A 20,243-nucleotide genomic window follows, 5' to 3' on the forward strand; every position below is an offset into this window, starting at 1 on the left:
TTGCTTGGCTGCGAATCTCTTGTCTGACAAAGCCTTATCTCACAGCCGCGGCCAAGGCGCTGCCGCTTTCATCACAATCTAGGTCGCCGCTTATAAGTGAGGGGGCCAAGCCACCATCTATAAATGAGGGGGCCAAGCCCCCTCACCGATTTTCTGCGACTTGAAACCTCAAGGCTTAGCCGTGGGTATGGTCGCCACCGATGGCCTGATGCTGTTCCTTCATGGCGCGGATCCGGCTGGCCAGGGTGTAGAGACGGATAAAGCCTTCGGCGTGGCTCTGGTCGTACACCTCGTCGGCGCCGAAGGTGGCGAAGTCTTCAGAGTAGAGGCTGTTCGGCGACTTCTTCTGCACCGCGGTGACCTGGCCCTTGTACATCTTCAGCACCACTTCACCGTCGAGATCCTCGGCGATGGCGTCAGCAGAGGCTTTGATCGCCTTGCACAGCGGGGTGAACCAGCGACCGTCATAGACCAGGTGGGAGAACTCGGCACCCAGCTTCTCGCGCCAGGCGCGGGTCGGACGGTCCAGCACCAGCTCTTCCACGGCGCGCAGCGCGGCGACCATGACGGTGCCACCTGGAGTCTCGTAGCAACCACGGGACTTCATGCCCACCATGCGGTTCTCGGTGATGTCGATACGACCGACGCCGTGCTTGCCGGCACGCTCGTTCAGGGTGGTCAGGATCTGGTGCGGGGTCAGCGGCTGGTCATCCACGGCGACGACTTCGCCCTGGGCCACGGTCAGCTTGACGTATTCCGGCTCGTTCGGTGCCTGCTCGGCGGACACAGTCCATTGCCAGACCGCTTCGGACGGCTCGTTCCAGGTGCTCTCCAGCTCGCCACCCTCGGTGGAGATGTGCCAGGCGTTCGCATCGCGGCTGTAGATCTTCTTCAGGGTCGCCTTGCAGGGGATGTCGTGGGCTTCCAGATAGGCCAGCAGATCCTCACGGGAGCGCATGTCCCACAGACGCCAGGGGGCGATCACCTTCAGTTGCGGCGCCAGAGCCGCCACGGCCCCTTCGAAACGCACCTGATCGTTGCCCTTGCCGGTGCAACCGTGGGAGATGGCATCGGCGCCTTCCGCCAGGGCTGCTTCCACCATGGCCTTGGCGATGATCGGGCGAGCCATGGAGGTACCCAGCAGATAGGTGCCTTCGTAGACGGCGCCAGTCTTCAGGGTCGGGTAGACGTACTCTTTGACGAACTCTTCGCGCAGGTCTTTGACGATGCACTTGGTGGCGCCGGAGGCGATGGCTTTTTGCTCGATCCCTTCCAGATCGTCACGCTCCTGACCCACGTCGGCAACGAAGGCGACGATCTCCGCATCGTAGTTCTCTTTGAGCCAGGGAATGATGGCCGAGGTATCCAGTCCGCCCGAGTAAGCCAGTACTATCTTGTTGATTCCGCTCATTTACTTCTCTCCATGATGATTCGATAAGGTGTTTGATTCAGGGTCGGTTGCCGCGTCACTTGTGCCCGAGCAGGGTCAGCAGCACGGCGTTCTGGATATGCATCCGATTTTCTGCCTCATCCAGGATGAGGGAGGCTGGGCCGTCCATGACCTCCGAGGTGATCTCCAGCTCCCGGTGCGCCGGTTGGCAGTGCAGCACGTGCTGGATGCCGGTCCGGTCGAGCAGGGCCTGGTTGATCTGATAAGGCATAAAGATATCTTTTACCTGCTCCATTGGCGTGTTGTCACCCATGGAAACCCAGGTGTCGGTATAAACCACGTCGAAGCCCTCGATGGCGCCCACGTCGTCGCTGATATGGATGTGCGCGCCAGACTGGGCCGCCAGGGCCTGGGCCTGCAGGAAGATCTGGGTGTCCGGGCCATGGCCTTTCGGGCAAACCAGGGTCACATCGGTGCCGAGCGTCGCCCCCAGCAGCAGCAGGGAGTGGCTGACGTTGTTGCCATCACCCAGATACGCCAGCTTCACCTTCGACAAGTCGCTGTAGTGCTCGGCGATGGTCATGAAGTCTGCCAGCCCCTGGCAGGGGTGGTAGAGGTTGCACAGGCTGTTCACCACAGGCACGGTGCCGTGCTCGGCGAGCCCCACCAGCGTCTGGTGGTCGAACACCCGAGCCACTATGGCGTCACACCAGCGGGACAGGTTGGCGGCGAAATCCTGCACGGATTCGCGCTTGCCCAGCGCCCCGTTCTGTTGATCCAAGTAGACGCTGTGACCACCGAGGCGGGCGATGCCGATGTCGAAGGTGACCCGGGTACGCAGGGATGGCTTTTCGAACAGGGTGACCACGCTCTTGCCCGCCAGGGCCTGGCTGTACTTCTTCGGGTCCGCCTTGACCGATTTACCGAGGGCGATCAGCGCCTCGATCTGGGCCTTGTTTAAGTCGCTGTCTTTCAGAAGATGTTGCATCGGATAATCCTTTTCCCGGCTGATTTAGAGGGTGACCTGGGTGCCGACGGCGCCGCCGGCCAGCAGCTTGAGCAGTTGATCCGGGTAGCGCCAGCTGGCGACACAGACCGGCTTGCCCAGGGTCTCGGCGGCGTGCAGGGCCGCCTTCACCTTGACCGCCATCCCATCGCGGATGACCCCCTTCTCCATCAGATCCAGCGCGCTCTGTTTGTCCAGCTGCGGCACCAGCTTGCCCTTGCCATCCAGGATGCCGCTCACATCGGACAGCATCACCAGATCCGCGCCGAGCGCCTCGGCAATCGCCGTGGCCGCCTGATCCGCGTTGACGTTCATCAGCTGACCCTCGGCCGTGATGCCGATGGAGCTCACCACCGGCAGGAAGCCCTGCCCCAGGATCCCCTGCACCAGTGCCGGGTTGCCCGGCTGGCAGTCACCGACCGCGCCGAGATCCGGGTCGAGCTGGGTCACCTGACAGAGGCCGCCGTCGGCAAGGCAGAGCCCCACCGCCGGGGTGCCGGTGGCGATGGCCTTGGCCATCATCATCTTGTTTGCCGTGCCCGCCAGGGCGCCGGCGATGAAGGGGATCTGGTCGAACGGGGTAACCCGCAGGCCGTTCTTCTTGGTGGAGGTGAGACCCAGGCCCTTGAGCAGGTCGTCCACCAGGCAGCCACCGCCGTGCACCAGCACCAGGGGGCGATGTTGTTCGTCCAGGAAGCTCTTGAGAGTGGCGAACAGGGCGGTCAGCGCCTCGTCGTTCTCGATCAGTGCCCCACCCAACTTGATTACCAGCGTCTGCTTGTCCATCGTCGCAATCCTTCCTTTAAGTCCTTAAATCAGGCCGGTGGCCGGTTCAAACCCGAATTTGATATTTATGCACTGCATGGCCTGGGAGGCGGCGCCCTTGAGCAGGTTGTCGATGGCAGAGACCACCACCAGCATGTTGCCCTGCTGCTGCCAGGCGAGGTCGCAGTAGGGTGTGTTTGCCACGCCGCGGATGGAGGGCATCTGGCCGGTGAGACGCACCAGGGGTTTGCCCTCGTACGCCTTGAGATAGGCCTGATCCACCTGGGTCGGCGTCACGCCGTCCGCGAGCTGCACATAGATGGTGGCCAGGATGCCGCGCACATAGTTGCCAAGGTGAGGCTGGAACAGCACCCCCTTGCCGAGGTGGTGGCTGATCTCCGGCTGGTGCCTGTGATTGAAGGTGCCGTAAGGGTTCAGGCTCACCTCGCAGAAACTGGTGTTGATGGCCGCCTTGCGACCGGCCCCGGACACGCCGGAGACCGCATTGATGATGGGCTGCCACTCCTTGGCGATGAGGCCCGCCTGCTGCAGCGGCTTGAGGGCGCACAGGGACGCGGTCGGATAGCAGCCGGGCACGGCGATGAGCTGGGCGTTGTGGATGGCATCGGCGTTCCACTCCGCCAGACCGTAGACAGCCTGATCCAGCCACTGCTGACTCTGGTGAGTGAAACCGTAGAAGGAGGAATAGAATTGCTGATCCTTGACCCGGAAGGCGCCGGAGAGATCGAACACCGGCAGCCCCTTGGCCAGGAACTTGGGCGCGAGCTCGGCACTCACCTCGTGGGCGGTGGCCAGCAGCACCAGATCGGCCTGGGTCAGGATCCGGGTCATGCCGTCCTCGTCCAGGGGCAGCAGGGGCTGATCCAGCGCGCCGACCCACTGGGGATGCAGAGAAGAGAAACGCTTGTGCGCATCCTGGCTGCCGGCGGAGACGTAGAGGCCGAACAGCTTGAGTTGTGGATGGTTCTGGACCAGTGCGGCCAGTTCGGCTCCCGCGTAGCCACTGGCACCGACGATAACGGTGTTAAGCATTGTTGAGTATTCCAAGTCTGGGTTTGAAGTTCACAGCGCGATGCTGTGGTGCAAGGGGTAATCGATCGCCCCTTTGGCACTGTCCGTGCGGAGGGGCAATTCAGGCGGGTGTGTGTCGTCGGTTACAGATCAGGTGACAGAACATTAACTTTCCCTTACAACTAGAAGTCTTGTCGATGAGCACTCGAAAAGAATATTCATGCACTCACTTTGCATTTGTATTTTCTAACAGAAACATTCCGGGGACGCAAGGAGGAGCTGATGGCCAATCTGGATTTTTTTTCACTTTATAAGAATATTATTGCGATTCCCTCGATCAGCAGCACGGATCCCCGCTGGGATCAGAGCAACGAAGGGGTGATCCGTCTGCTGGCGGACTGGTTCGGCCAGCTCGGTTTTCACTGCGAGGTGACGGCCCTGCCAGACCTGCCCGGCAAGTTCAACCTGGTGGCCACGATCGGCCAGGGGGAAGGAGGCCTGCTGCTGGCGGGTCACACGGATACCGTGCCCTTCGATGAGGGGGGCTGGAGCAAGGATCCCTTCAAGGTGACCGAGGAGGGCAACCGCCTGTATGGCCTCGGCACCATCGACATGAAGGGCTTCTTCGCCTTCATCGTGGAGGCGCTCAAAGAGATCGATCTGACCACCCTGAGCAAACCCCTGCGCATCCTGGCCACCGCCGACGAGGAGACCACCATGGCGGGGGCTCGCGCCATCGCCGATGCCGCCGAGCTAAAACCCGACTACGCCGTGATAGGCGAGCCCACAGGCCTGGTGCCCGTGGTGGCCCACAAGGGGCACATGTCCGAGGCCATTCGCATCACGGGCAAGAGCGGCCACAGCTCGGATCCCGCCAACGGCGTCAACGCCATGGAGATCATGCATAAAGCCATGGGTCAGGTGCTGAAACTGCAGCAAGATCTGAAAGACAAATACGCGGACCACAGATTCGCCGTGCCCCAGCCGACCCTGAACCTGGGTTACATCCAGGGGGGCGACAGCCCGAACCGCATCTGCGGCTGCTGCGAGCTGCACATCGACATGAGGCCCACCCCCCAGGTGGGCCCGGATGAGCTGATGGGCATGCTCAAAGAGGCGCTCTCCCCCATCGAAGTTCACCAGCCCGGCTGCCTGCACCTGCAGCACCTGCACGAGCCCATTCCCGCCTACGCCTGCAAGGATGACTCGGATCTGGTGCGCGAGGCTGAGAAGGCGAGCGGCCAGACCGCGCAATCCGTGAACTATTGCACCGAGGCCCCCTTCATCCAGCTGCTCGGTTGTGAAACCATAGTGCTGGGCCCTGGCCACATAGCCCAGGCCCATCAGCCGGACGAGTATCTGGATCTGTCGTTCGTCAAACCGACCACGGCGGTGCTGCAGCACCTGATCCGGCGTTTCTGTGTCTGAGAACGGGGAATGTAAGTAAGTTACATGACATGCAAAGGCGGGACAGGTGAGGGAAATACATGTTCTGAATCGGCTTGTTATTTGACCTTGCGCAGACAATCTGGCTAGATTGTCCCCCTAAGATGACGGAGCATATGTTGTAATCACACAACAATAAGTGAGGCTGCCTCCCCCCTCGGAATGGAAGGAGGCACCAACAAAATAAGGATGTGGAATGAACGAAAAGTACGCCGCACTACGCGCCAACGTAGGCATGCTGGGCCAACTGCTGGGCAAGTCCATCAAGGATCATCAGGGACAAGCCTTCCTCGACAAGATCGAAACCATTCGTCAGCTGGCCAAATCCTCCCGCAAGGGCAATGAGGCAGACAGGGAACGCCTGCTCGAGACCCTGCGCACGCTTTCCGATGACGAGCTGCTGCCCGTGGCCCGCGCCTTCAGCCAGTTCCTCAATCTGGCCAACGTGGCGGAACAGTTCCATACCATCTCCCGCCGCTGTGAAGAGCAGGTCTGCACCCCGGATCCCCTGGAGCAGATGTTCGCCAAACTCAAGGCTTCCAACCTGTCGCAAGAGGCCATCATCCAGGCCGTGCGCGAACTGGACATCGATCTGGTGCTGACCGCTCACCCCACCGAGGTGACCCGTCGCACCCTGATCCACAAGCACGTGCAGCTCAACGACTGCCTGGAGGCGCTGGAGCTCTCCGATCTGCTGCCCCGCGAGCGGGACAAGATCCTCAATCGCATCGAACAGCTGGTCAATCAGGCCTGGCACACCAACGAGATCCGCGAGCAGCGTCCGACCCCGGTGGACGAGGCCAAGTGGGGCTTCGCCGTGGTAGAAAATAGCCTCTGGCCCGCCATTCCCGAATTCATGCGCCACCTGGACGAGCGTCTGCAACACCACCTGGGTGTGCGCTTGCCCCTGGATGCCGCGCCGGTCAAGTTCACCTCCTGGATGGGCGGTGACCGTGATGGCAACCCCTTCGTCACCGCCAAGGTGACCGCCGAGGTGCTGGAGCTGGGCCGCTGGATGGCGGTGAACCTCTTCTACCGCGACATCAAGGAGCTCACCTCCGAGCTCTCCATGGCCGACTGCACCGAGGATCTGCGCAAACTGGTGGGTGACAACCCGGAACCCTACCGCGCCCTGGTGCGGGAGCTGCGCGAACAGCTGCGCGAGACCCAGGAGTACCTGACCGCCAAGGTGCAGGGCCAGGTGAGCGAGAGCCGGGATCTGGTCAAGACCACGGCCCAGCTGCGCGAGCCTCTTGAGCTCTGCTACCACAGCCTGCATGCCTGCGGCATGGGCAATATCGCCGACGGCATGCTGCTGGATGTGCTGCGCAAGCTCGCCTGCTTCGGCATCCATCTGGTCAAGCTCGACATCCGCCAGGACGGCGAGCGCCACGGCCAGGTCTTCTCCGAGCTGACCCGCTACCTCGGCATGGGTGACTACGCCGAGTGGAGCGAGGACGACAAGCAGGCCTTCCTGCTCAACGAATTGAACTCCCGCCGCCCGCTGATCCCGACCGACTGGGAGCCAAGCGCCGAGACTCGCGAGACAATCGACACCTGTCGGGTGATCGCAGAGCACGACCCGGATGCGTTCGGCATCTACATCATCTCCATGGCCGGCGCTCCGTCCGACGTGCTGGCGGTGCAACTGCTGCTCAAAGAAGCTGGTTGCAAGTTCCGCATGCCGGTCGCGCCGCTGTTTGAGACCCAGGAAGACCTGATGGCGGGCACCGCCGTCATGGAGCGCCTGCTGTCCGTTGACTGGTATCGCGGCTACATCCAGGGCCGTCAGTACGTGATGATCGGCTACTCGGACTCCGCCAAGGACGCGGGCATGATGGCCGCCGGCTGGGCCCAGTACGCCGCCATGGAATCCCTGGTGGCACTGGCCGAAGCCAACAACCTGCGGCTGACCCTGTTCCACGGCCGTGGCGGCACCGTCGGTCGCGGCGGCGCCCCCGCCCATCAGGCGATCCTGTCCCAACCGCCGGGATCCCTGCGCGGCGGCCTGCGGGTCACCGAGCAAGGGGAGATGATCCGCTTCAAGTTCGGACTGCCCAAGGTCGCCATCAACAGCTTGAATCTCTACACCAGCGCAGTTCTGGAGGGGAATCTGCTGCCACCGCCGAAGCCGAAAGAGAGTTGGCGCGCCGTGATCGAGCAGGTCGCCGAGTCCTCCTGCGAACACTACCGCTCTATCGTGCGCGGCCATCAGGACTTCGTGCCCTACTTCCGCGCCGCCACCCCGGAGATGGAGCTCGGCAAGCTGCCGCTCGGCTCCCGTCCCGCCAAGCGCAAGCCGAACGGCGGTGTCGAGAGCCTACGCGCCATCCCCTGGATCTTCGCCTGGACCCAGAACCGGCTGATGCTGCCGGCCTGGCTCGGCGCCCACAAGGGGCTGCAACAGGCCATCGACGACGGTCACAAGGCCGTACTGGACGAGATGAGCCGTCAGTGGCCCTTCTTCCGCACCCGCCTCGAGATGCTGGAGATGGTGTTCCTCAAGGCCGACCTCTGGCTCGCGGAGTACTATGACACCCGTCTGGTGCCGACCGAGCTGTGGGCCCTGGGCAAGCAGCTGCGTCAGGAGCTCTCCGATTCCATCCAGGTGGTGCTGGAGCTGCGCCCGCAGGGCGACCTGCTCGACGATCAGCCTTGGATCAAGGAGTCCATCAAGCTGCGCAACCCCTACACGGATCCCCTCAACGTGCTGCAGGTCGAGCTGCTGGGTCGCTCCCGCAACCACCCAGAGACCCTGCATCCCGAGCTGGATCAGGCGCTGATGGTCACCATCGCCGGTATTGCGGCGGGTATGCGCAACACGGGTTGATAGGCGGGCTATCAAGCTCCCCTCAATGAAAAAGGGCGCCACTGTGGCGCCCTTTTCTCTGTTCAGAAAAAACTTCCTTCCCCTCACCCCGGTTCGATTCACGGAGCAGAATCCAACATTTCCGAAAACGTGTTTTTCGGGTATTGATATGGCTCCATATGTGACATACCGAATGAGCCTCACTGGTCACAGCAGGTAATCTAAACAATCGACAAGGAGAACCTTATGTCAGTTTTATATCGCGTGGTGAGTGAGTCGACTTGGCAACAGGCGCAACAGCTTGGCCACCTTCCCCTTTGTGGCAATGACCGCAAGGAAAGAGGCATTCACCTGAACTTACCTGAGGCTGTCGAGTACACAATAAATCGCTACTTCTCGGCACATGAGAATCCTCGAGTCCTGGTCGTGAATACATCCCTGTTCGCTGAGCGGATCGAATGGCGCGATCCCATTGAATTGGAACCATGGCAAAGACCACTGGCCAGGATCGACAATCTGCCCCTAAGTGCCGTCATCGACACAAATCCAATAAAACCCTCTCATCTAGACGCAAGTCCGGCACTCCGATGGGTAAGATCTTAATTCATCGAATTTATCGCAATAAGCCGATGACGACCTTCAAGAGAGAGCGGCCAAGAGTAACGTCTTGTATCTTGTGGCCAGCAGGAGCAGACTGTTTGGCCTTGTCCCGGCTCGAGGAAATCTGATGACCCCCGCTATCAACCTGCTGAAAAAGCTGAAGATCCCCCATAAGCTCTACCCCTACGAGTGCGAGGCCCACGACGATTTCGGCAAGCATGCCGCGACCCAGCTCGGCCTGCCGGAGGCGCAGGTGTTCAAGACCCTGATCGCCCACCACGACAAGCAGGCGGTGGTGGCCATAGTCCCCTCCTCCGGCCTGTGCAGCCTGAAGCAGCTGGCCAAGGCGGCTGGGCTCAAGAAGGTGGAGATGATGAAGCCGGCGGAGGCCGAGAAGCTGACCGGTTACAAGGTGGGCGGCATCAGCCCCCTGGCCCAGAAGAAACTGCTGCCCACCGTGCTGGACGACTCCGCCATGCAGTATGACGAGATCCTGGTGAGCGGTGGCAAGCGCGGCCTCTCGGTGGGAGTGGCGCCCCAGGACATGCTGACCCTGATGAAGTGGATTGCCGCCCCGATTGGCGATCATCACGACTAAGTCACAGCGTGCAAGAGAGAGGCCCCGCAATGCGGGGCCTCTCTCGTTTTATGGGCTTAGTCTTATGGGCCTAGCCTGGTCAGTCTTGGCGCGGCAGGCGGAGATCGGAGAGGCGCAATATCTGGCGCCCCTGCCCATCGAAGTTTTCATCCGCCAGCCAGCGCTCGAAGGCCGTTTTCAGGGCCGGCCATTCGCCGTCGATCACCGAGAACCAGGCGGTATCCCGACTACGCCCCTTGTCCACCCGCGCCTGGCGGAAGGTGCCCTCATAGCTGAAGCCGAGGCGCAACGCCGCGTGGCGGGAGGGCCAGTTGAGATCGTTGCACTTCCACTCGTAGCGCCGGTAGCCAAGCGCGAAGGCGTTGCCCATCATCAGCGCCATGGCCGCGGTAGAGAGGCGGGTGCGCTGCATGGCGGGGGAGAAGTGCAGCCAACCCACCTCTATGCTGCCAGCGGCGGGATCGATGCGCAGATAGCTGGCGAGCCCCAGCGCCTGGCCGCTCACCTCGTCCACAATCGCATAGAACTGGGGATCCGCCTTGGCGGCGCTCTGTTGCAGCCAAGCCAGCATGGCCGATTCATCCTCGAAAGGGCCGCTGGTAAGATAGGTCCACATGGCCCCGCTGTCGGCACCAAATGCCTGCCAGAGTGAAGCGCAGTGGCGCTCGGGATCCAGCGGCTCCAACCGGCAGCCCCAGCCGCTCATCACCGTCTTGGGAGGAAACTCGGCCCCCGTCCAGCCCAGCACCTCGGTGCCAACGGGCTGATCGAACTCGTTCGTAATATGGGTAATAAGCGGCTTAACAGGCACAGGCAATCCCTCCTTCCAACATCTCTTTTTGCAAAAACCCGGCCTCGCTGCCGGTGGCGACGGCGAAGCCGTCCTGACGCCACCAGTGCAGGCCACCGATCAATTCTTTTACCTGAAAGCCCAGCGCCGCCAGCTTGTAGGCCCCCTGGGTCGAGCCGTTGCAGCCGATGCCATCGCAGTAGCAGACATAGACCTTGTCTCGCGGCAGGGCCGCCGTGCTGGCCGGGTTCATGGTGCGATGGGGAAATGAAACCGCCCCCGGAATATGGCCCTCGGCGTAGTGGGCGGGGGAGCGGGTGTCGATCACCACTATCTTTCCGTCCTCACCCGCCTCCCCACTCAGCAGATCCGCGGCCAGATCCGCCGGATCGGTGCGGTATTTCAGCTGGGCTTCAAAAAATGCGCTGGCCTCCACCGGGCTCGCCACCCCTGTACTCAATACCTGACTCATCCTGATGCTCCTTGCGACTCGTTTCTGATTTCGGTGGTGACTAGGGTTCATACCACCGATTTGTGCCTGATTTCCGTGGTGATAACCGTCCACACTGATTAGGGCCTGATTTCGGTAGTGACAACTGTCCGCCCCGATCAGGTTCTGATCTCTGTGGTGACGACAGTCCTCACCGAGTTCGCGATAAAGCACTCCTCATGGGCCTGATGATGCAGTTGTTCCAGAGCGGCCAGGCTCGGCTGCCGCTCGCCACCGAAGACGATGCGGGGGCGCAGCCTGACCCGGGTGATGGACTGGCGACCGCGCTCGTCCGTCTCCATGATGCCGAGCGCCTCGTCCTGATAGCTCTCCACCCGATAGCGCGCCTTGGCCGCCAGCCAGAGGAAGGTCAGCATATGGCAGCTGGAGAGCGCCGCGACGAAAGCCTCCTCGGGGTCGACATTCTCGGCCACCGAATAGGGCAAGGGCACTACGTGTGGGGAGGAGGAGGCGGGCACCCGCACGCCGCCGTCAAACTCCCAGCTGTGGGCCCGACTGTAGCGCTGATCAACGAAGGACTCATCCTCCCCCCGCTGCCAGCTGATGATGGCGCCAAATTCCAACATACCGACTCCTTGTGATGGCTAAGACCTGAACGCTGACTTCACTGTAGCGAGAGAATGGCCTTGCCACCCCGACCAATTTTGCCAATATAAGCAGACCAATTACGCTTTCCTTTCCCTTTCACCGGAGGCCGACATGACGGTCCTGCCCACGCTCTTCGCCCACCAGCAGCAAACTGATCTGCCTCGCCATGAACACTTGGCACGCACCCGACGGGAAGCCGATGGGAGCCAGCCATGACGGTCTTACCCACGCTCTTCGCCCACCAGCAGCACAGCGATCTTCCCCTCCATGAACAGCTGGTGCGCACCTTGCGAGAAGCCATACTCGCGGGCCACCTACCCCAGCACAGCCGCTTGCCCGCGAGCCGTCTGCTGGCGAGCGATCTCGGCATCTCCCGCAGCACTGTGGAGCTTGCCTACGGCCGGCTGGAATCGGAAGGCTATCTGGTGCGCAGGGTGGGGGCCGGCAGCTTCGTGGCGCTGGCGGCGGTGCGGCCAGCCCCGCGCCCGCCCCAGTCGGCGGCAGGGCTCTCTCGCCGTGGTCAGGAGATGGCGGCGGGGGGCGCCTGCGAGGAGGTGCCCGAGGTGGGCAGCTCCTTTGCCTCCAGCCAGCCGGATCCCCGCCTCTTCCCCCAGCAGCTCTGGGGCCGACTGATGCAGCAGCAGTGGCGCCAGCGCGCCGGCGACTGGATGAACTACGGGGATCCCCAGGGGCTGCCTGAGCTGCGCCAAGCCATCAGCAGCTATCTGGTGCAGTCCCGCGGCGTGGTATGCGAGGCAGATCAGATCCTGATCCTCACCAGCTCCCAGCAGGGCATCATGCTGGCGACCCAGTTGCTGATAGACGCAGGAGACTGCGTCTGGGTGGAAGATCCCGGCTACCCGGGGGCGCGCACCGCCATGGAGAGCGCCGGCGCCCGCATCCACCCTGTGCCCGTGGATGAGGAGGGGCTCAACCCGGCGGGGGAGCACCCGAAGCCCAGGCTCATCTACTGCACCCCGGCCCACCAGTATCCCCTCGGTGTGCCTATGAGCCTGCCGCGCCGCATGGCCTTGTTGGCCGAGGCCGAGCGCCAGGGGGCCTGGGTGCTGGAGGACGATTATGACGGCGAGTATCAGTACGATCAGCGCCCCCTGCCCGCCCTGCAGGGGCTGGATGGGCAGGGCCGGGTCATCTATGTGGGCACCTTCAGCAAGGTGCTGTTCGGTTCCCTGCGCCTCGCCTATCTGGTGCTGCCACGCCCCTTGATGGAGGCCTTCGGCCGGGCGCGCGCCGCCATCGACGGCCACAGCAACCAGTTGCAGCAGGCGGTCACCGCAGACTTTATCCGCGCCGGCCACTTCGCCGCCCACCTGCGCCAGAGTCGGCTCGTCTACCAGAGCCGGCGGGATCTGCTGCTACGCGAACTCGCCGAGCATTGCCCGGCGCTCACTCCCATTCACAGCGGCGCCGGCCTGCAGTGCGCCGTGCTGCTGCCCCCCGGCGGCGAGGCGCGCTGGACGGCGGCCGCCAACGCCCTCGGGCTGGGACTGCGCCCTCTGGGTCAGTTTCACCTGGGAGAGCGAACCCGGGAGGGTTGGTTGCTCGGCTTCGGTTGTCTCGATAACCAGACCCTGCGCCGGCTCTGCCGCCGGCTGGGTGAGATGATGAGGGGCTAGCCCTGCGCCTCTGTCTCACGACTTGGCGAGACGCGGCCCGCTTGTCTAGCAATGAGGCAGAGCACGGCCCCATGCTCGCGTTTGCGACTCAAGAAGTCGCCATAGACTGACTCTCACGGCACAGCTCGAGCCAGGCCTCGGCGGTGCGGGAGAGGTAGCGCTTGGCCGGCCAGATCACCCCGAGCCGCCAGCTGAGCTCGGGCCGAAGCGGCCGCAGCACCAGGCCGTCCGGGGTCAGCCGCCGGCAGATGGGCTCGGGCAGGAAGGCGACTCCCATGCCGCTTCGCACCATGGCGGTGAGAAAATCCCACTGGCTGCTGCGCGCCGCCACCTGGGGGGTGAAACCCGCCTGCTGGCACGCCTGCTCCAGCCGCTCGCTCAGGGTGAAGGCCTGGGTGTAGAGCAAAAACGGCTCCTCTTTCAGGTCCCCCAGCCGGATCTCGGTTCTATCCCGCCAGCGGGGCAGATCGGGCAGCACCACCTGGATGGGATAGCAATCCAGCTCCAGGGCGCTCAGGGCACCCTCCTCCTTGGTCGGCAGCATAGTAATGGCGAGATCCAGCTCCCCCTCCAGCACCGCCTGCTCGATACGCCGCCCGCCATATTCGACGATAGAGAGTTCCACTTTGGGATAGCGGCTGCGATAGGCGCGGATGAGATCCGCGTAGACGTGACCCACCATGGGCGGGATGCCGAGGGCCAAGCGGCCGTGCTGCAGGCTCTGCAAGTCGGCGAGCTCCGCCTCCAACTGCTGCATCTGGGCCAGCACCAGCTGGCCGTGGGTGAACAGCACCTGGCCGCTGTCGGTCAGGGTGAAACTGTGCCCCTCCCGGTTCAGCAGAGGCTGGCCCAGCTCCTCCTCCATGTTGCGGATCATCTTGCTGATGGTGGGCTGGGTGACGAACAGCTTCTCGGAGGCGCGGGTGAAGCTCTGCTCCCGCACCAGTTCGACGAAGTAACGCAGGGCTCGGATATCCATGGTGGGACTCGTGGTGGTGGAATCTAAATAATGCCTAATTGGCATATTTTTCATAATTTAAATTCATTTTTTGCAGGTTTACCACCCTCTTATACTGTGATCAGATTCACAGACAGACCTCCATCATGAAAACCTTCTGCCTTAACTGGCTGCAAACCGTCTTCCAAATCGTCCTGCTGGCCGGCATCTGGCTGCTGGCGGACACCGCAGTGCGCACCCTGCACCTGCCCCTGCCCGCCAACCTCACCGGCATGCTGTTGCTGCTCGCCTGCATCATGCTCGGGGTGGTCAAGGCCCAGTGGTTCAGCGCCGGCGCCCGCTGGCTGCTGGCGGAGATGCTGCTGTTCTTCGTCCCCGCCGTGGTGGCCGTGGTCAACTATCAGGATCTGCTGCTTGAAGAGGGATGGCGCATCATGTTGGTGCTGGTAATTAGCACCATCTTGGTGCTTGGCACTACTGCACTGGTGGTAGACAGAGTCTATCGCTTCGAACTCATGCTGGCCCGCCGGAGTCGCCGCCATGTCTGATACCCTGCTCGGCCTGCTCTGCTTCGCCCTCACCCTGCTGTTCTACTACGCCAGCAAGTGGCTCTATGCCCGCAAGCGCATACTGCCGCTGATGCCCCTGCTGTTGGCCCCCGCCCTGCTGGTGGCCGTGGTCATGCTGTTCAAGATCCCCTATCAGGACTACATGGCCGAATCCCACTGGCTGCTCTGGCTGCTGGGGCCCGCCACCGTCGCCTTCGCTGTGCCCGTCTACGAGAACCGCATGCTGATGCGTCGCCACTGGCTCTCCTTGTCGGTGGGGGTCATCGCCTCCGTCATCATGGCGGTGGGCAGCACAGTGCTGCTGGCCCGTTGGCTGGAGCTGCCGGACCTGCTGCAACGCAGCATGGCCATGCGATCCATCACCACCCCCTTCGCGGTGGAGGCGACCCGATCCGTGGGGGGCAACGCCGATCTCACCGCCCTGTTCGTGGTGCTGACCGGGGTGATCGGTATGGCGGTGGGGGAGAGCGTGCTGGCGGTACTCGCCATTCGCAGCCGCCTCGGCAAGGGGGCCGGTTTTGGCGCCTCCGCCCACGGCGCCGGCACCGCCAAGGCGTATCAGATGGGCAACGAGGAGGGGGTCGTCTCCAGCATGGTGATGATGATAGCCGGCATGGCGACCGTGCTGCTCGCCCCCTTGCTGGGCAAGGTGCTCTGGTAACGCCCCCCTGTCACGCCATCCAGCGACACAAACAGAAGAGGCGCCCCGGGGCGCCTCTTCTTCATTGCTCTCAACCATCAGAGGCTGGCGCAGATCTGCCACAGATCGTACTGGATGGCGGCGGCCGTCACCTCGCGCCCCGCCCCCGGCCCCTGAATGACCAATGGGTTGGTGCGGTAGCTGTCGCTCTCGATGGCGAATACGTTGTCGCAGGGCAGCAGGTTCGCGAACGGGTGGTGGGGCTCCAGCGTCTCCAGCCCGACCCGCGCCTTGCCGTCGTGCTCGAAGCGGGCCACGTAGCGCAGCACCTTGCCGATCCGCTGCGCGCCCTCGAACGCACTCTGGATGGGCGCATCCAGCTCCTTGAGGCGGTCCATGAACTGATCCGTGGTCACCTTGCGCAGGGGCACGGGCACCAGGTTTTCCAGCTCGATGTCGGCGGAATCCAGCTCGAAGCCCGCCTCCCGCGCCAGGATCAAGAGCTTCCTGCGCACATCCTGGCCGGAGAGATCTTCGCGCGGATCCGGCTCGGTCAGACCGTGCTGCCAGGCCTCGTCCACCAGCTCGGAGAAGGGGCGGCTGCCGTCATACTGCTGGAACAGCCAGGAGAGGGTGCCGGAGAAGATGCCCGAAACGCTCTGGATGCGATCGCCGCTCTGGCGCAGCATCTGGATGCTGGACTGGATGGGCAGGCCGGCGCCGACGGTGGCGTTGTAGCGCCACTGCACCTGATGGTCGCGGCAGGTCTGCTTGATGCGCTGGTAGAACTCGCTCTCGGCGGCACCGGCAAACTTGTTGGCGGCGATGATGTGAATGCCGAGTTGGGCGAAGTCCGGGTAGTAACGGCTCACCGTCTCGCTGGCAGTCATGTCGAGCGCTATCAGGGCATCGAAGCCGTGCTGCTCCAGCTGGCCCAGTAGCTCGGGCCAGATCAGCGGCTTGGGGTCGAACTTGTCGCGCACCTTGAGGGGATCCAGCCCCTCCTCGTCCAGCAGGCCGCCCTTGGAGTCGAACACCCCGTACAGGGTGAGGGCCAGGTTGAGCTCATGTTCGAGGCGCGTCTTCTCGCGGGCATAGAGGCTGAGCCAGTGACCGCCAATATTGCCCTTGCCAAACACCACCAGGCCGACCCGGGTAGGGCGGCTGAACAGGGCGCTGTGCAGGGCGATAAGCAGGGGCTCCAGCACCACCTGGCGCAGCACGGCCACCAGGCTCAGGCCATCTCTGGCCACCTGCACGAACTCCAGGGGTTGATCCGCCAGCAGCTGATAGAAACGGTGACACTGTTCGGCGTTGTCGGTCACGCCGGCGCCCACCAGGGCCACCAGGCTGTAGCCTTCCTTTTGAATAAGACCGGTGAAGCTGCCCTGCAGCTGGAAGTCGCGCAGCACCTCGAAGGCCCCTTCCGCTACTTCCAGGGTGTAGGCCAGACGCAGCACCCGCCGATCCGGCTGGCGCTGCAGGGTGAGCGGGTTGAGGCGATGGCGGGCCAGATGGGCCTCGATGGTCGCCACCGTCTGCTCATAACTGGTCTGGGGCAGCACTTTCAGCTCGATCAGCGCAATCTGATCCACCGAGGAGACGATGCGGGCGCCGCCGGAGCGCGGCGCCCGCCGGAGGATATGGGTGCAGCCCTCGTCCGGGTTGTAACTGCAGCGCAGGGTCAGGCGCTGGCGGCTGTCGGCCACAGGTTGCAGGGTACGGGAATGCAGCACGGAGGAGCCGAGACGGGCCAGCTCGTTGGCCTCGGCCAGGCTCAGACGCTCCAGCAGGCGCGCCTCCTTCACCCGGCGCGGATCCGCGCTGTAGACCCCGGCCACGTCGCTCCAGATGGTGGTGGACTCCCCATCCGCCAGCGCCGCCAACAGGCTGGCGCTGTAGTCGGAGCCGTTGCGACCGAGCAGCAAGGAGCGCCCCTCCAGATCCGCGGCGATAAAGCCGGTCACGACTATGCGCCCAGCGTGCTCCGCGAGGCGGGCCTTGAGCAGTTCGCTGGAGATGGCGGTGTCGACCTTGACCAGGGCGCCGTCTTCGGCGCGCAGGAAGCTGCGGGCATCGAGCCAGATGGCGGGCTCGCCACGGCTGCTGAGCAGGGCGGCCAAGAGGCGCGCAGACCAGACCTCGCCGAAGGCAAGCAGGCCGTTGCGCTCGAAGCGATCGAACTGCCCCTCCAGGGTCTTGGCGATCAGCTGGGTGTCGTCGGCGAGCTGCTTGCTCAAGTGAAGCTGCAGCTCCCCCTCCAGCAGGCCGTCGATCAGGCTCTGCTGATAGGCGTGCAGGGCGGTGATGGCCTCGCCGGCGGCCTCGTCGCCGGCTTCCGCCAGCTCCACCAGCTGGATCAGCCGGTTGGTGGTCTTGCCGGCGGCGGAGACCACGATGAGTTCATGGCCGCCGACCTGCTGCTCGACGATAGCGGCGACCCGACGGTAACAGACGGGATCCGCCAGGCTGCTGCCGCCAAACTTGTGCACATGGCGCCGTTTAAGTACCGCTTCTGCTGCCACCGCTACCTCTCCTTGCTGCTGTTCCATTTACTTCACCTGCTCTGCCAGTGCTGCTTGTTCAAATGCCTGGGCCAGGTCGGCCACCAGGTCTTCGCCGTGTTCTATACCCACCGACAGGCGCAGCAGCTGGGCGCTGATGCCCGCCGCCTGTTGCGCCGCCGGGGTCATGGCCCTGTGGGTCATGCTGGCGGGATGGGCCACCAGACTCTCCACCCCGCCGAGGGATTCGGCCACCGAGAAGAGCTCGAGGGCCGCCAGGAAGGCGCGCAGCCCCGCCTCGTTGCAATCGAGTTCAAAACTTAGCATGGCGCCGAAGCCGGACTGTTGACGGCGCGCAATCTCGTGACCCGGGTGGCTCGGCAGGCTGGGGTGATAAATCGTCTTCACCAGCGGCTGTTGCTGCAAGAAGGCGAGGATCCGGTCCGTGTTCTCCTGATGGGTGCGCAGGCGCGGCGCCAGGGTGCGCAGTCCCCGCAGGGTGAGGTAGGAATCGAAGGCCCCCGAGGTCAGTCCCAGGCAGTTGGCCCACCACACTAGGGAGTCTGCCAGGGCGGCCTCCTTGGCGATGGCGACCCCACCCACCACATCTGAGTGGCCGTTGATGTACTTGGTGGTGGAATGCACCACCACATCGGCGCCAAGCAGCAGCGGCTGCTGCAACAGGGGCGAGAGGAAGGTGTTATCCACCACCACCTGAGCGCCCACCTCGTGGGAAGCGGCGGCGATGGCGGCCACGTCCACCACCCGCAGCAAGGGGTTGGAGGGGGTTTCTACCCACACCAGCGCGGGTTTCTGGGCAAGCGCCTCGGCCAGCGCCACCTCGTCCCCCTGATCCACGAACTGCACCCGGTAGTGGCCCTTGGCCGCAAGATACTCGAACAGGCGCCAGGTGCCGCCGTAGCAGTCGTGGGGGGCGATCAACAGATCGCCGGCCTTGAGCAGGGCAGTAGTCACCAGGTGGATTGCGCCCATGCCGGTGCCGGTCACCACGGCGCCAGCCCCCCCTTCCAGGGCCGCCAGGGCGTCCGCCAGGTTGGTGCGGGTCGGGTTACCGGAGCGGGCATAATCGTATTTGCGCGGCTCGCCGAAGTCGGCGAAGGTGTAGTTGCTGGAGAGGTAGATGGGCGGCACCACGGCGCCGTGCTGGGTGTCTGTCTCTATGCCGGTACGTACCGCCAGGGTGGCCTTGTGGGTCATGTCACTCTCTCCTTGAACTGTCGCTGGGCGATGCCGCGGTTTCCCTGCCACACCCGTTTTTGCCATTGCTGGCCTATGGTGAACCACCTTACGCCAGCGCAAAAAAGCCGTCAACACTTCCAGACGTCTAAATGGCTTTGCTGTTGGATTGCCATCTAATTCCGTAAGGGTTAAAATCCGCGCTCACGGCCAAATGAGAACAGGTGAATCATGGGTACAGAGTGGAACGGCGACTACGTCAGCCCCTATGCGGAACACGGCAAGAAGAGCGAACAGGTCAAGAAGATTACTGTCTCGATCCCGCTCAAGGTGCTGAAGGTGCTGACCGATGAGCGCACCCGTCGTCAGGTAAACAACCTGCGTCATGCGACCAACAGCGAGCTGCTCTGTGAAGCCTTCCTGCATGCCTTTACTGGTCAGCCGTTGCCTTGCGACGATGACCTGCGCAAGGATCATCCGGACAGCGTCCCTGCCGAGGCCCGCGCCATCATGGAAGCGCTCGGCAAGGAAATTGAAGACTTCGACGCCGAATAATCTGCCGAGCAGATGGCAAAGAGTCCTCCCCCTTCAATGACGCGGCCCCTGGCCGCGTCATTGTCATCCACGCCCCTTCCGTTCAGCCTGCGCCGCTATCAGCACGATGTGAGCAGCCACAGCCACGACTTCGCCCAGCTGGTGATCCCCCTCGATGGCCCCATCGAGATAGAGGTGCAAGGCCAGGGGCAGCGCCTTTCCCCCGGCTTTGCCTGCGTCATAGCGCCGGGCCTTCGTCACGACTACGCCGCCGATCCGGCCCTCTCGTTTCTGGTGCAGGAGAGCCCATGGCTGCCGGCCGCCCTTGCCGAGCGCCCCTTTATCCCACTGGACGAGCCCCAGCGCCACTACCTCGCCTTCCTGCGCCAGATGGTGGCACAGGATCGCCATGTGGCGGGGATGGAGCAGGTCTGGCTGGGGCTGCTGGCCGAGACCCAGGGCATGGGCCCGACCCTTGCCCCTCGCATCCTCAGGGTGCGCGCCAGGGTCATGCGCCGCTGCCGTATGTAGTGGGAGACGCTCATGCCGAGCTGCTGGCGAAAGGCGTGCTTGAACTGACTCTGGCCGAGGCAGGCGAGGGCGGCGAGGCGCTCGTTGGTGAGAGGCTCGGCGAGGTGAGCCTCGATATGGCGCTGCACCCTGAGGATG

At 63.4% G+C, this 20,243-nt stretch carries 17 protein-coding genes and 2 pseudogenes; 8 read left to right on the forward strand and 11 right to left on the reverse strand.

What is annotated here, in order from left to right:
- Positions 1 to 175: 175 nt before the first annotated feature.
- Genes CUC44_RS19625 through argC form a run of 4 tightly spaced genes read right to left on the reverse strand, consistent with a single transcriptional unit; the run spans position 176 to position 4,214 of the window.
- Positions 176 to 1,411: an argininosuccinate synthase gene (locus CUC44_RS19625; protein WP_100861547.1), complete on the reverse strand. Its 1,236-nt coding sequence runs from the start codon at positions 1,409 to 1,411 to the stop codon at positions 176 to 178.
- Positions 1,412 to 1,466: 55 nt separating this feature from the next.
- Entirely contained in the window at positions 1,467 to 2,378 is a 912-nt protein-coding gene (locus CUC44_RS19630; RefSeq protein ID WP_100861548.1) for an ornithine carbamoyltransferase, read from the reverse strand.
- Between the two features lie 24 nt (positions 2,379 to 2,402).
- Positions 2,403 to 3,182, reverse strand: a complete 780-nt coding sequence (argB, locus tag CUC44_RS19635) for an acetylglutamate kinase (protein ID WP_100861549.1) — start codon at positions 3,180 to 3,182, stop codon at positions 2,403 to 2,405.
- Positions 3,183 to 3,206: 24 nt separating this feature from the next.
- Positions 3,207 to 4,214, reverse strand: coding sequence for an N-acetyl-gamma-glutamyl-phosphate reductase (argC, locus tag CUC44_RS19640; RefSeq protein ID WP_100861550.1), 1,008 nt, complete (start codon positions 4,212 to 4,214; stop codon positions 3,207 to 3,209).
- 261 nt (positions 4,215 to 4,475) lie between these two features.
- Between argC and argE the strand changes: the two genes are divergently transcribed.
- The 3 genes from argE (at position 4,476) to ybaK (ending at position 9,646) form a co-directional block, all read left to right on the forward strand.
- The gene (argE, locus tag CUC44_RS19645; RefSeq protein WP_100861551.1) at positions 4,476 to 5,621 is read left to right on the forward strand and encodes an acetylornithine deacetylase; all 1,146 of its coding nucleotides are present in this window, start codon (positions 4,476 to 4,478) and stop codon (positions 5,619 to 5,621) included.
- Between the two features lie 214 nt (positions 5,622 to 5,835).
- Positions 5,836 to 8,469 (forward strand): phosphoenolpyruvate carboxylase, encoded by a 2,634-nt coding sequence (gene ppc, locus CUC44_RS19650; RefSeq protein ID WP_100861552.1) that lies wholly within the window; start codon positions 5,836 to 5,838, stop codon positions 8,467 to 8,469.
- A 706-nt stretch (positions 8,470 to 9,175) separates the two neighbouring features.
- A complete protein-coding gene (gene ybaK, locus CUC44_RS19660; protein ID WP_042643734.1) occupies positions 9,176 to 9,646 on the forward strand; it encodes a Cys-tRNA(Pro) deacylase in 471 nt (156 codons plus the stop codon).
- 79 nt (positions 9,647 to 9,725) lie between these two features.
- Here the strand turns inward: ybaK and CUC44_RS19665 are convergent, their stop codons facing one another.
- From CUC44_RS19665 to CUC44_RS19675, 3 genes are all read right to left on the reverse strand, one after another.
- A complete protein-coding gene (locus tag CUC44_RS19665; protein ID WP_244166805.1) occupies positions 9,726 to 10,457 on the reverse strand; it encodes a GNAT family N-acetyltransferase in 732 nt (243 codons plus the stop codon).
- Positions 10,447 to 10,908, reverse strand: a complete 462-nt coding sequence (locus tag CUC44_RS19670) for a rhodanese-like domain-containing protein (protein WP_100861554.1) — start codon at positions 10,906 to 10,908, stop codon at positions 10,447 to 10,449. The genes CUC44_RS19665 and CUC44_RS19670 overlap by 11 nt, the downstream gene beginning before the upstream one ends.
- 137 nt (positions 10,909 to 11,045) lie before the next feature.
- Positions 11,046 to 11,513 carry an OsmC family protein gene (locus CUC44_RS19675; RefSeq protein ID WP_100861555.1) on the reverse strand — a complete coding sequence of 156 codons (468 nt, stop codon included), beginning with the start codon at positions 11,511 to 11,513 and terminating at the stop codon, positions 11,046 to 11,048.
- Positions 11,514 to 11,747: 234 nt separating this feature from the next.
- Between CUC44_RS19675 and pdxR the strand changes: the two genes are divergently transcribed.
- Complete coding sequence (gene pdxR, locus CUC44_RS19680; protein ID WP_100861556.1) at positions 11,748 to 13,172, forward strand: MocR-like pyridoxine biosynthesis transcription factor PdxR; 1,425 nt, start codon at positions 11,748 to 11,750, stop codon at positions 13,170 to 13,172.
- An 88-nt stretch (positions 13,173 to 13,260) separates the two neighbouring features.
- On the opposite strand, the gene CUC44_RS19685 is transcribed toward pdxR, so the two are convergent.
- Entirely contained in the window at positions 13,261 to 14,151 is an 891-nt protein-coding gene (locus CUC44_RS19685; RefSeq protein WP_100861557.1) for a LysR family transcriptional regulator, read from the reverse strand.
- Between the two features lie 125 nt (positions 14,152 to 14,276).
- On the opposite strand from CUC44_RS19685, the gene CUC44_RS19690 reads away from it, so the two are divergent.
- Both CUC44_RS19690 and CUC44_RS19695 read left to right on the forward strand, forming a co-directional pair.
- Positions 14,277 to 14,678: a CidA/LrgA family protein gene (locus CUC44_RS19690; RefSeq protein WP_100861558.1), complete on the forward strand. Its 402-nt coding sequence runs from the start codon at positions 14,277 to 14,279 to the stop codon at positions 14,676 to 14,678.
- The gene (locus CUC44_RS19695; protein ID WP_100861559.1) at positions 14,671 to 15,360 is read left to right on the forward strand and encodes an LrgB family protein; all 690 of its coding nucleotides are present in this window, start codon (positions 14,671 to 14,673) and stop codon (positions 15,358 to 15,360) included. Before CUC44_RS19690 ends, CUC44_RS19695 begins: the two co-directional genes overlap by 8 nt.
- Positions 15,361 to 15,437: 77 nt before the next feature.
- Here the strand turns inward: CUC44_RS19695 and CUC44_RS19700 are convergent, their stop codons facing one another.
- Positions 15,438 to 17,891, reverse strand: a complete 2,454-nt coding sequence (locus CUC44_RS19700) for a bifunctional aspartate kinase/homoserine dehydrogenase II (protein WP_100861560.1) — start codon at positions 17,889 to 17,891, stop codon at positions 15,438 to 15,440.
- Positions 17,892 to 19,061, reverse strand: a complete 1,170-nt coding sequence (gene metB / locus CUC44_RS19705; protein WP_100861561.1) for a cystathionine gamma-synthase — start codon at positions 19,059 to 19,061, stop codon at positions 17,892 to 17,894. It lies immediately after the preceding gene.
- A gap of 210 nt (positions 19,062 to 19,271) precedes the next feature.
- On the opposite strand from metB, the gene metJ reads away from it, so the two are divergent.
- Positions 19,272 to 19,595, forward strand: coding sequence for a met regulon transcriptional regulator MetJ (gene metJ, locus CUC44_RS19710; protein ID WP_005327165.1), 324 nt, complete (start codon positions 19,272 to 19,274; stop codon positions 19,593 to 19,595).
- A gap of 36 nt (positions 19,596 to 19,631) precedes the next feature.
- Positions 19,632 to 20,084 (forward strand): annotated as a pseudogene (locus CUC44_RS21325) (AraC family ligand binding domain-containing protein); the annotation flags it as partial.
- A gap of 71 nt (positions 20,085 to 20,155) precedes the next feature.
- Here CUC44_RS21325 and CUC44_RS21470 read toward each other — a convergent pair.
- Positions 20,156 to 20,233: pseudogene (locus CUC44_RS21470) on the reverse strand (AraC family transcriptional regulator); the annotation flags it as partial.
- Between the last annotated feature and the right edge of the window lie 10 nt (positions 20,234 to 20,243).

Origin of the sequence: Aeromonas lusitana, from assembly GCF_002812985.1 — a bacterium.
Classification (GTDB): Bacteria; Pseudomonadota; Gammaproteobacteria; order Enterobacterales; family Aeromonadaceae; genus Aeromonas; species Aeromonas lusitana.

Coding starts and splice junctions, on each gene's coding strand:
- CUC44_RS19625 (WP_100861547.1), bottom strand. CDS start 1,411: ATGAGCGGAATCAACAAGATAGTACTGGCTTACTCGGGCGGACTGGAT.
- CUC44_RS19630 (WP_100861548.1), bottom strand. CDS start 2,378: ATGCAACATCTTCTGAAAGACAGCGACTTAAACAAGGCCCAGATCGAG.
- argB (WP_100861549.1), bottom strand. CDS start 3,182: ATGGACAAGCAGACGCTGGTAATCAAGTTGGGTGGGGCACTGATCGAG.
- argC (WP_100861550.1), bottom strand. CDS start 4,214: ATGCTTAACACCGTTATCGTCGGTGCCAGTGGCTACGCGGGAGCCGAA.
- argE (WP_100861551.1), top strand. CDS start 4,476: ATGGCCAATCTGGATTTTTTTTCACTTTATAAGAATATTATTGCGATT.
- ppc (WP_100861552.1), top strand. CDS start 5,836: ATGAACGAAAAGTACGCCGCACTACGCGCCAACGTAGGCATGCTGGGC.
- ybaK (WP_042643734.1), top strand. CDS start 9,176: ATGACCCCCGCTATCAACCTGCTGAAAAAGCTGAAGATCCCCCATAAG.
- CUC44_RS19670 (WP_100861554.1), bottom strand. CDS start 10,908: ATGAGTCAGGTATTGAGTACAGGGGTGGCGAGCCCGGTGGAGGCCAGC.
- CUC44_RS19675 (WP_100861555.1), bottom strand. CDS start 11,513: ATGTTGGAATTTGGCGCCATCATCAGCTGGCAGCGGGGGGAGGATGAG.
- pdxR (WP_100861556.1), top strand. CDS start 11,748: ATGACGGTCTTACCCACGCTCTTCGCCCACCAGCAGCACAGCGATCTT.
- CUC44_RS19685 (WP_100861557.1), bottom strand. CDS start 14,151: ATGGATATCCGAGCCCTGCGTTACTTCGTCGAACTGGTGCGGGAGCAG.
- CUC44_RS19690 (WP_100861558.1), top strand. CDS start 14,277: ATGAAAACCTTCTGCCTTAACTGGCTGCAAACCGTCTTCCAAATCGTC.
- CUC44_RS19695 (WP_100861559.1), top strand. CDS start 14,671: ATGTCTGATACCCTGCTCGGCCTGCTCTGCTTCGCCCTCACCCTGCTG.
- CUC44_RS19700 (WP_100861560.1), bottom strand. CDS start 17,891: ATGGAACAGCAGCAAGGAGAGGTAGCGGTGGCAGCAGAAGCGGTACTT.
- metB (WP_100861561.1), bottom strand. CDS start 19,061: ATGACCCACAAGGCCACCCTGGCGGTACGTACCGGCATAGAGACAGAC.
- metJ (WP_005327165.1), top strand. CDS start 19,272: ATGGGTACAGAGTGGAACGGCGACTACGTCAGCCCCTATGCGGAACAC.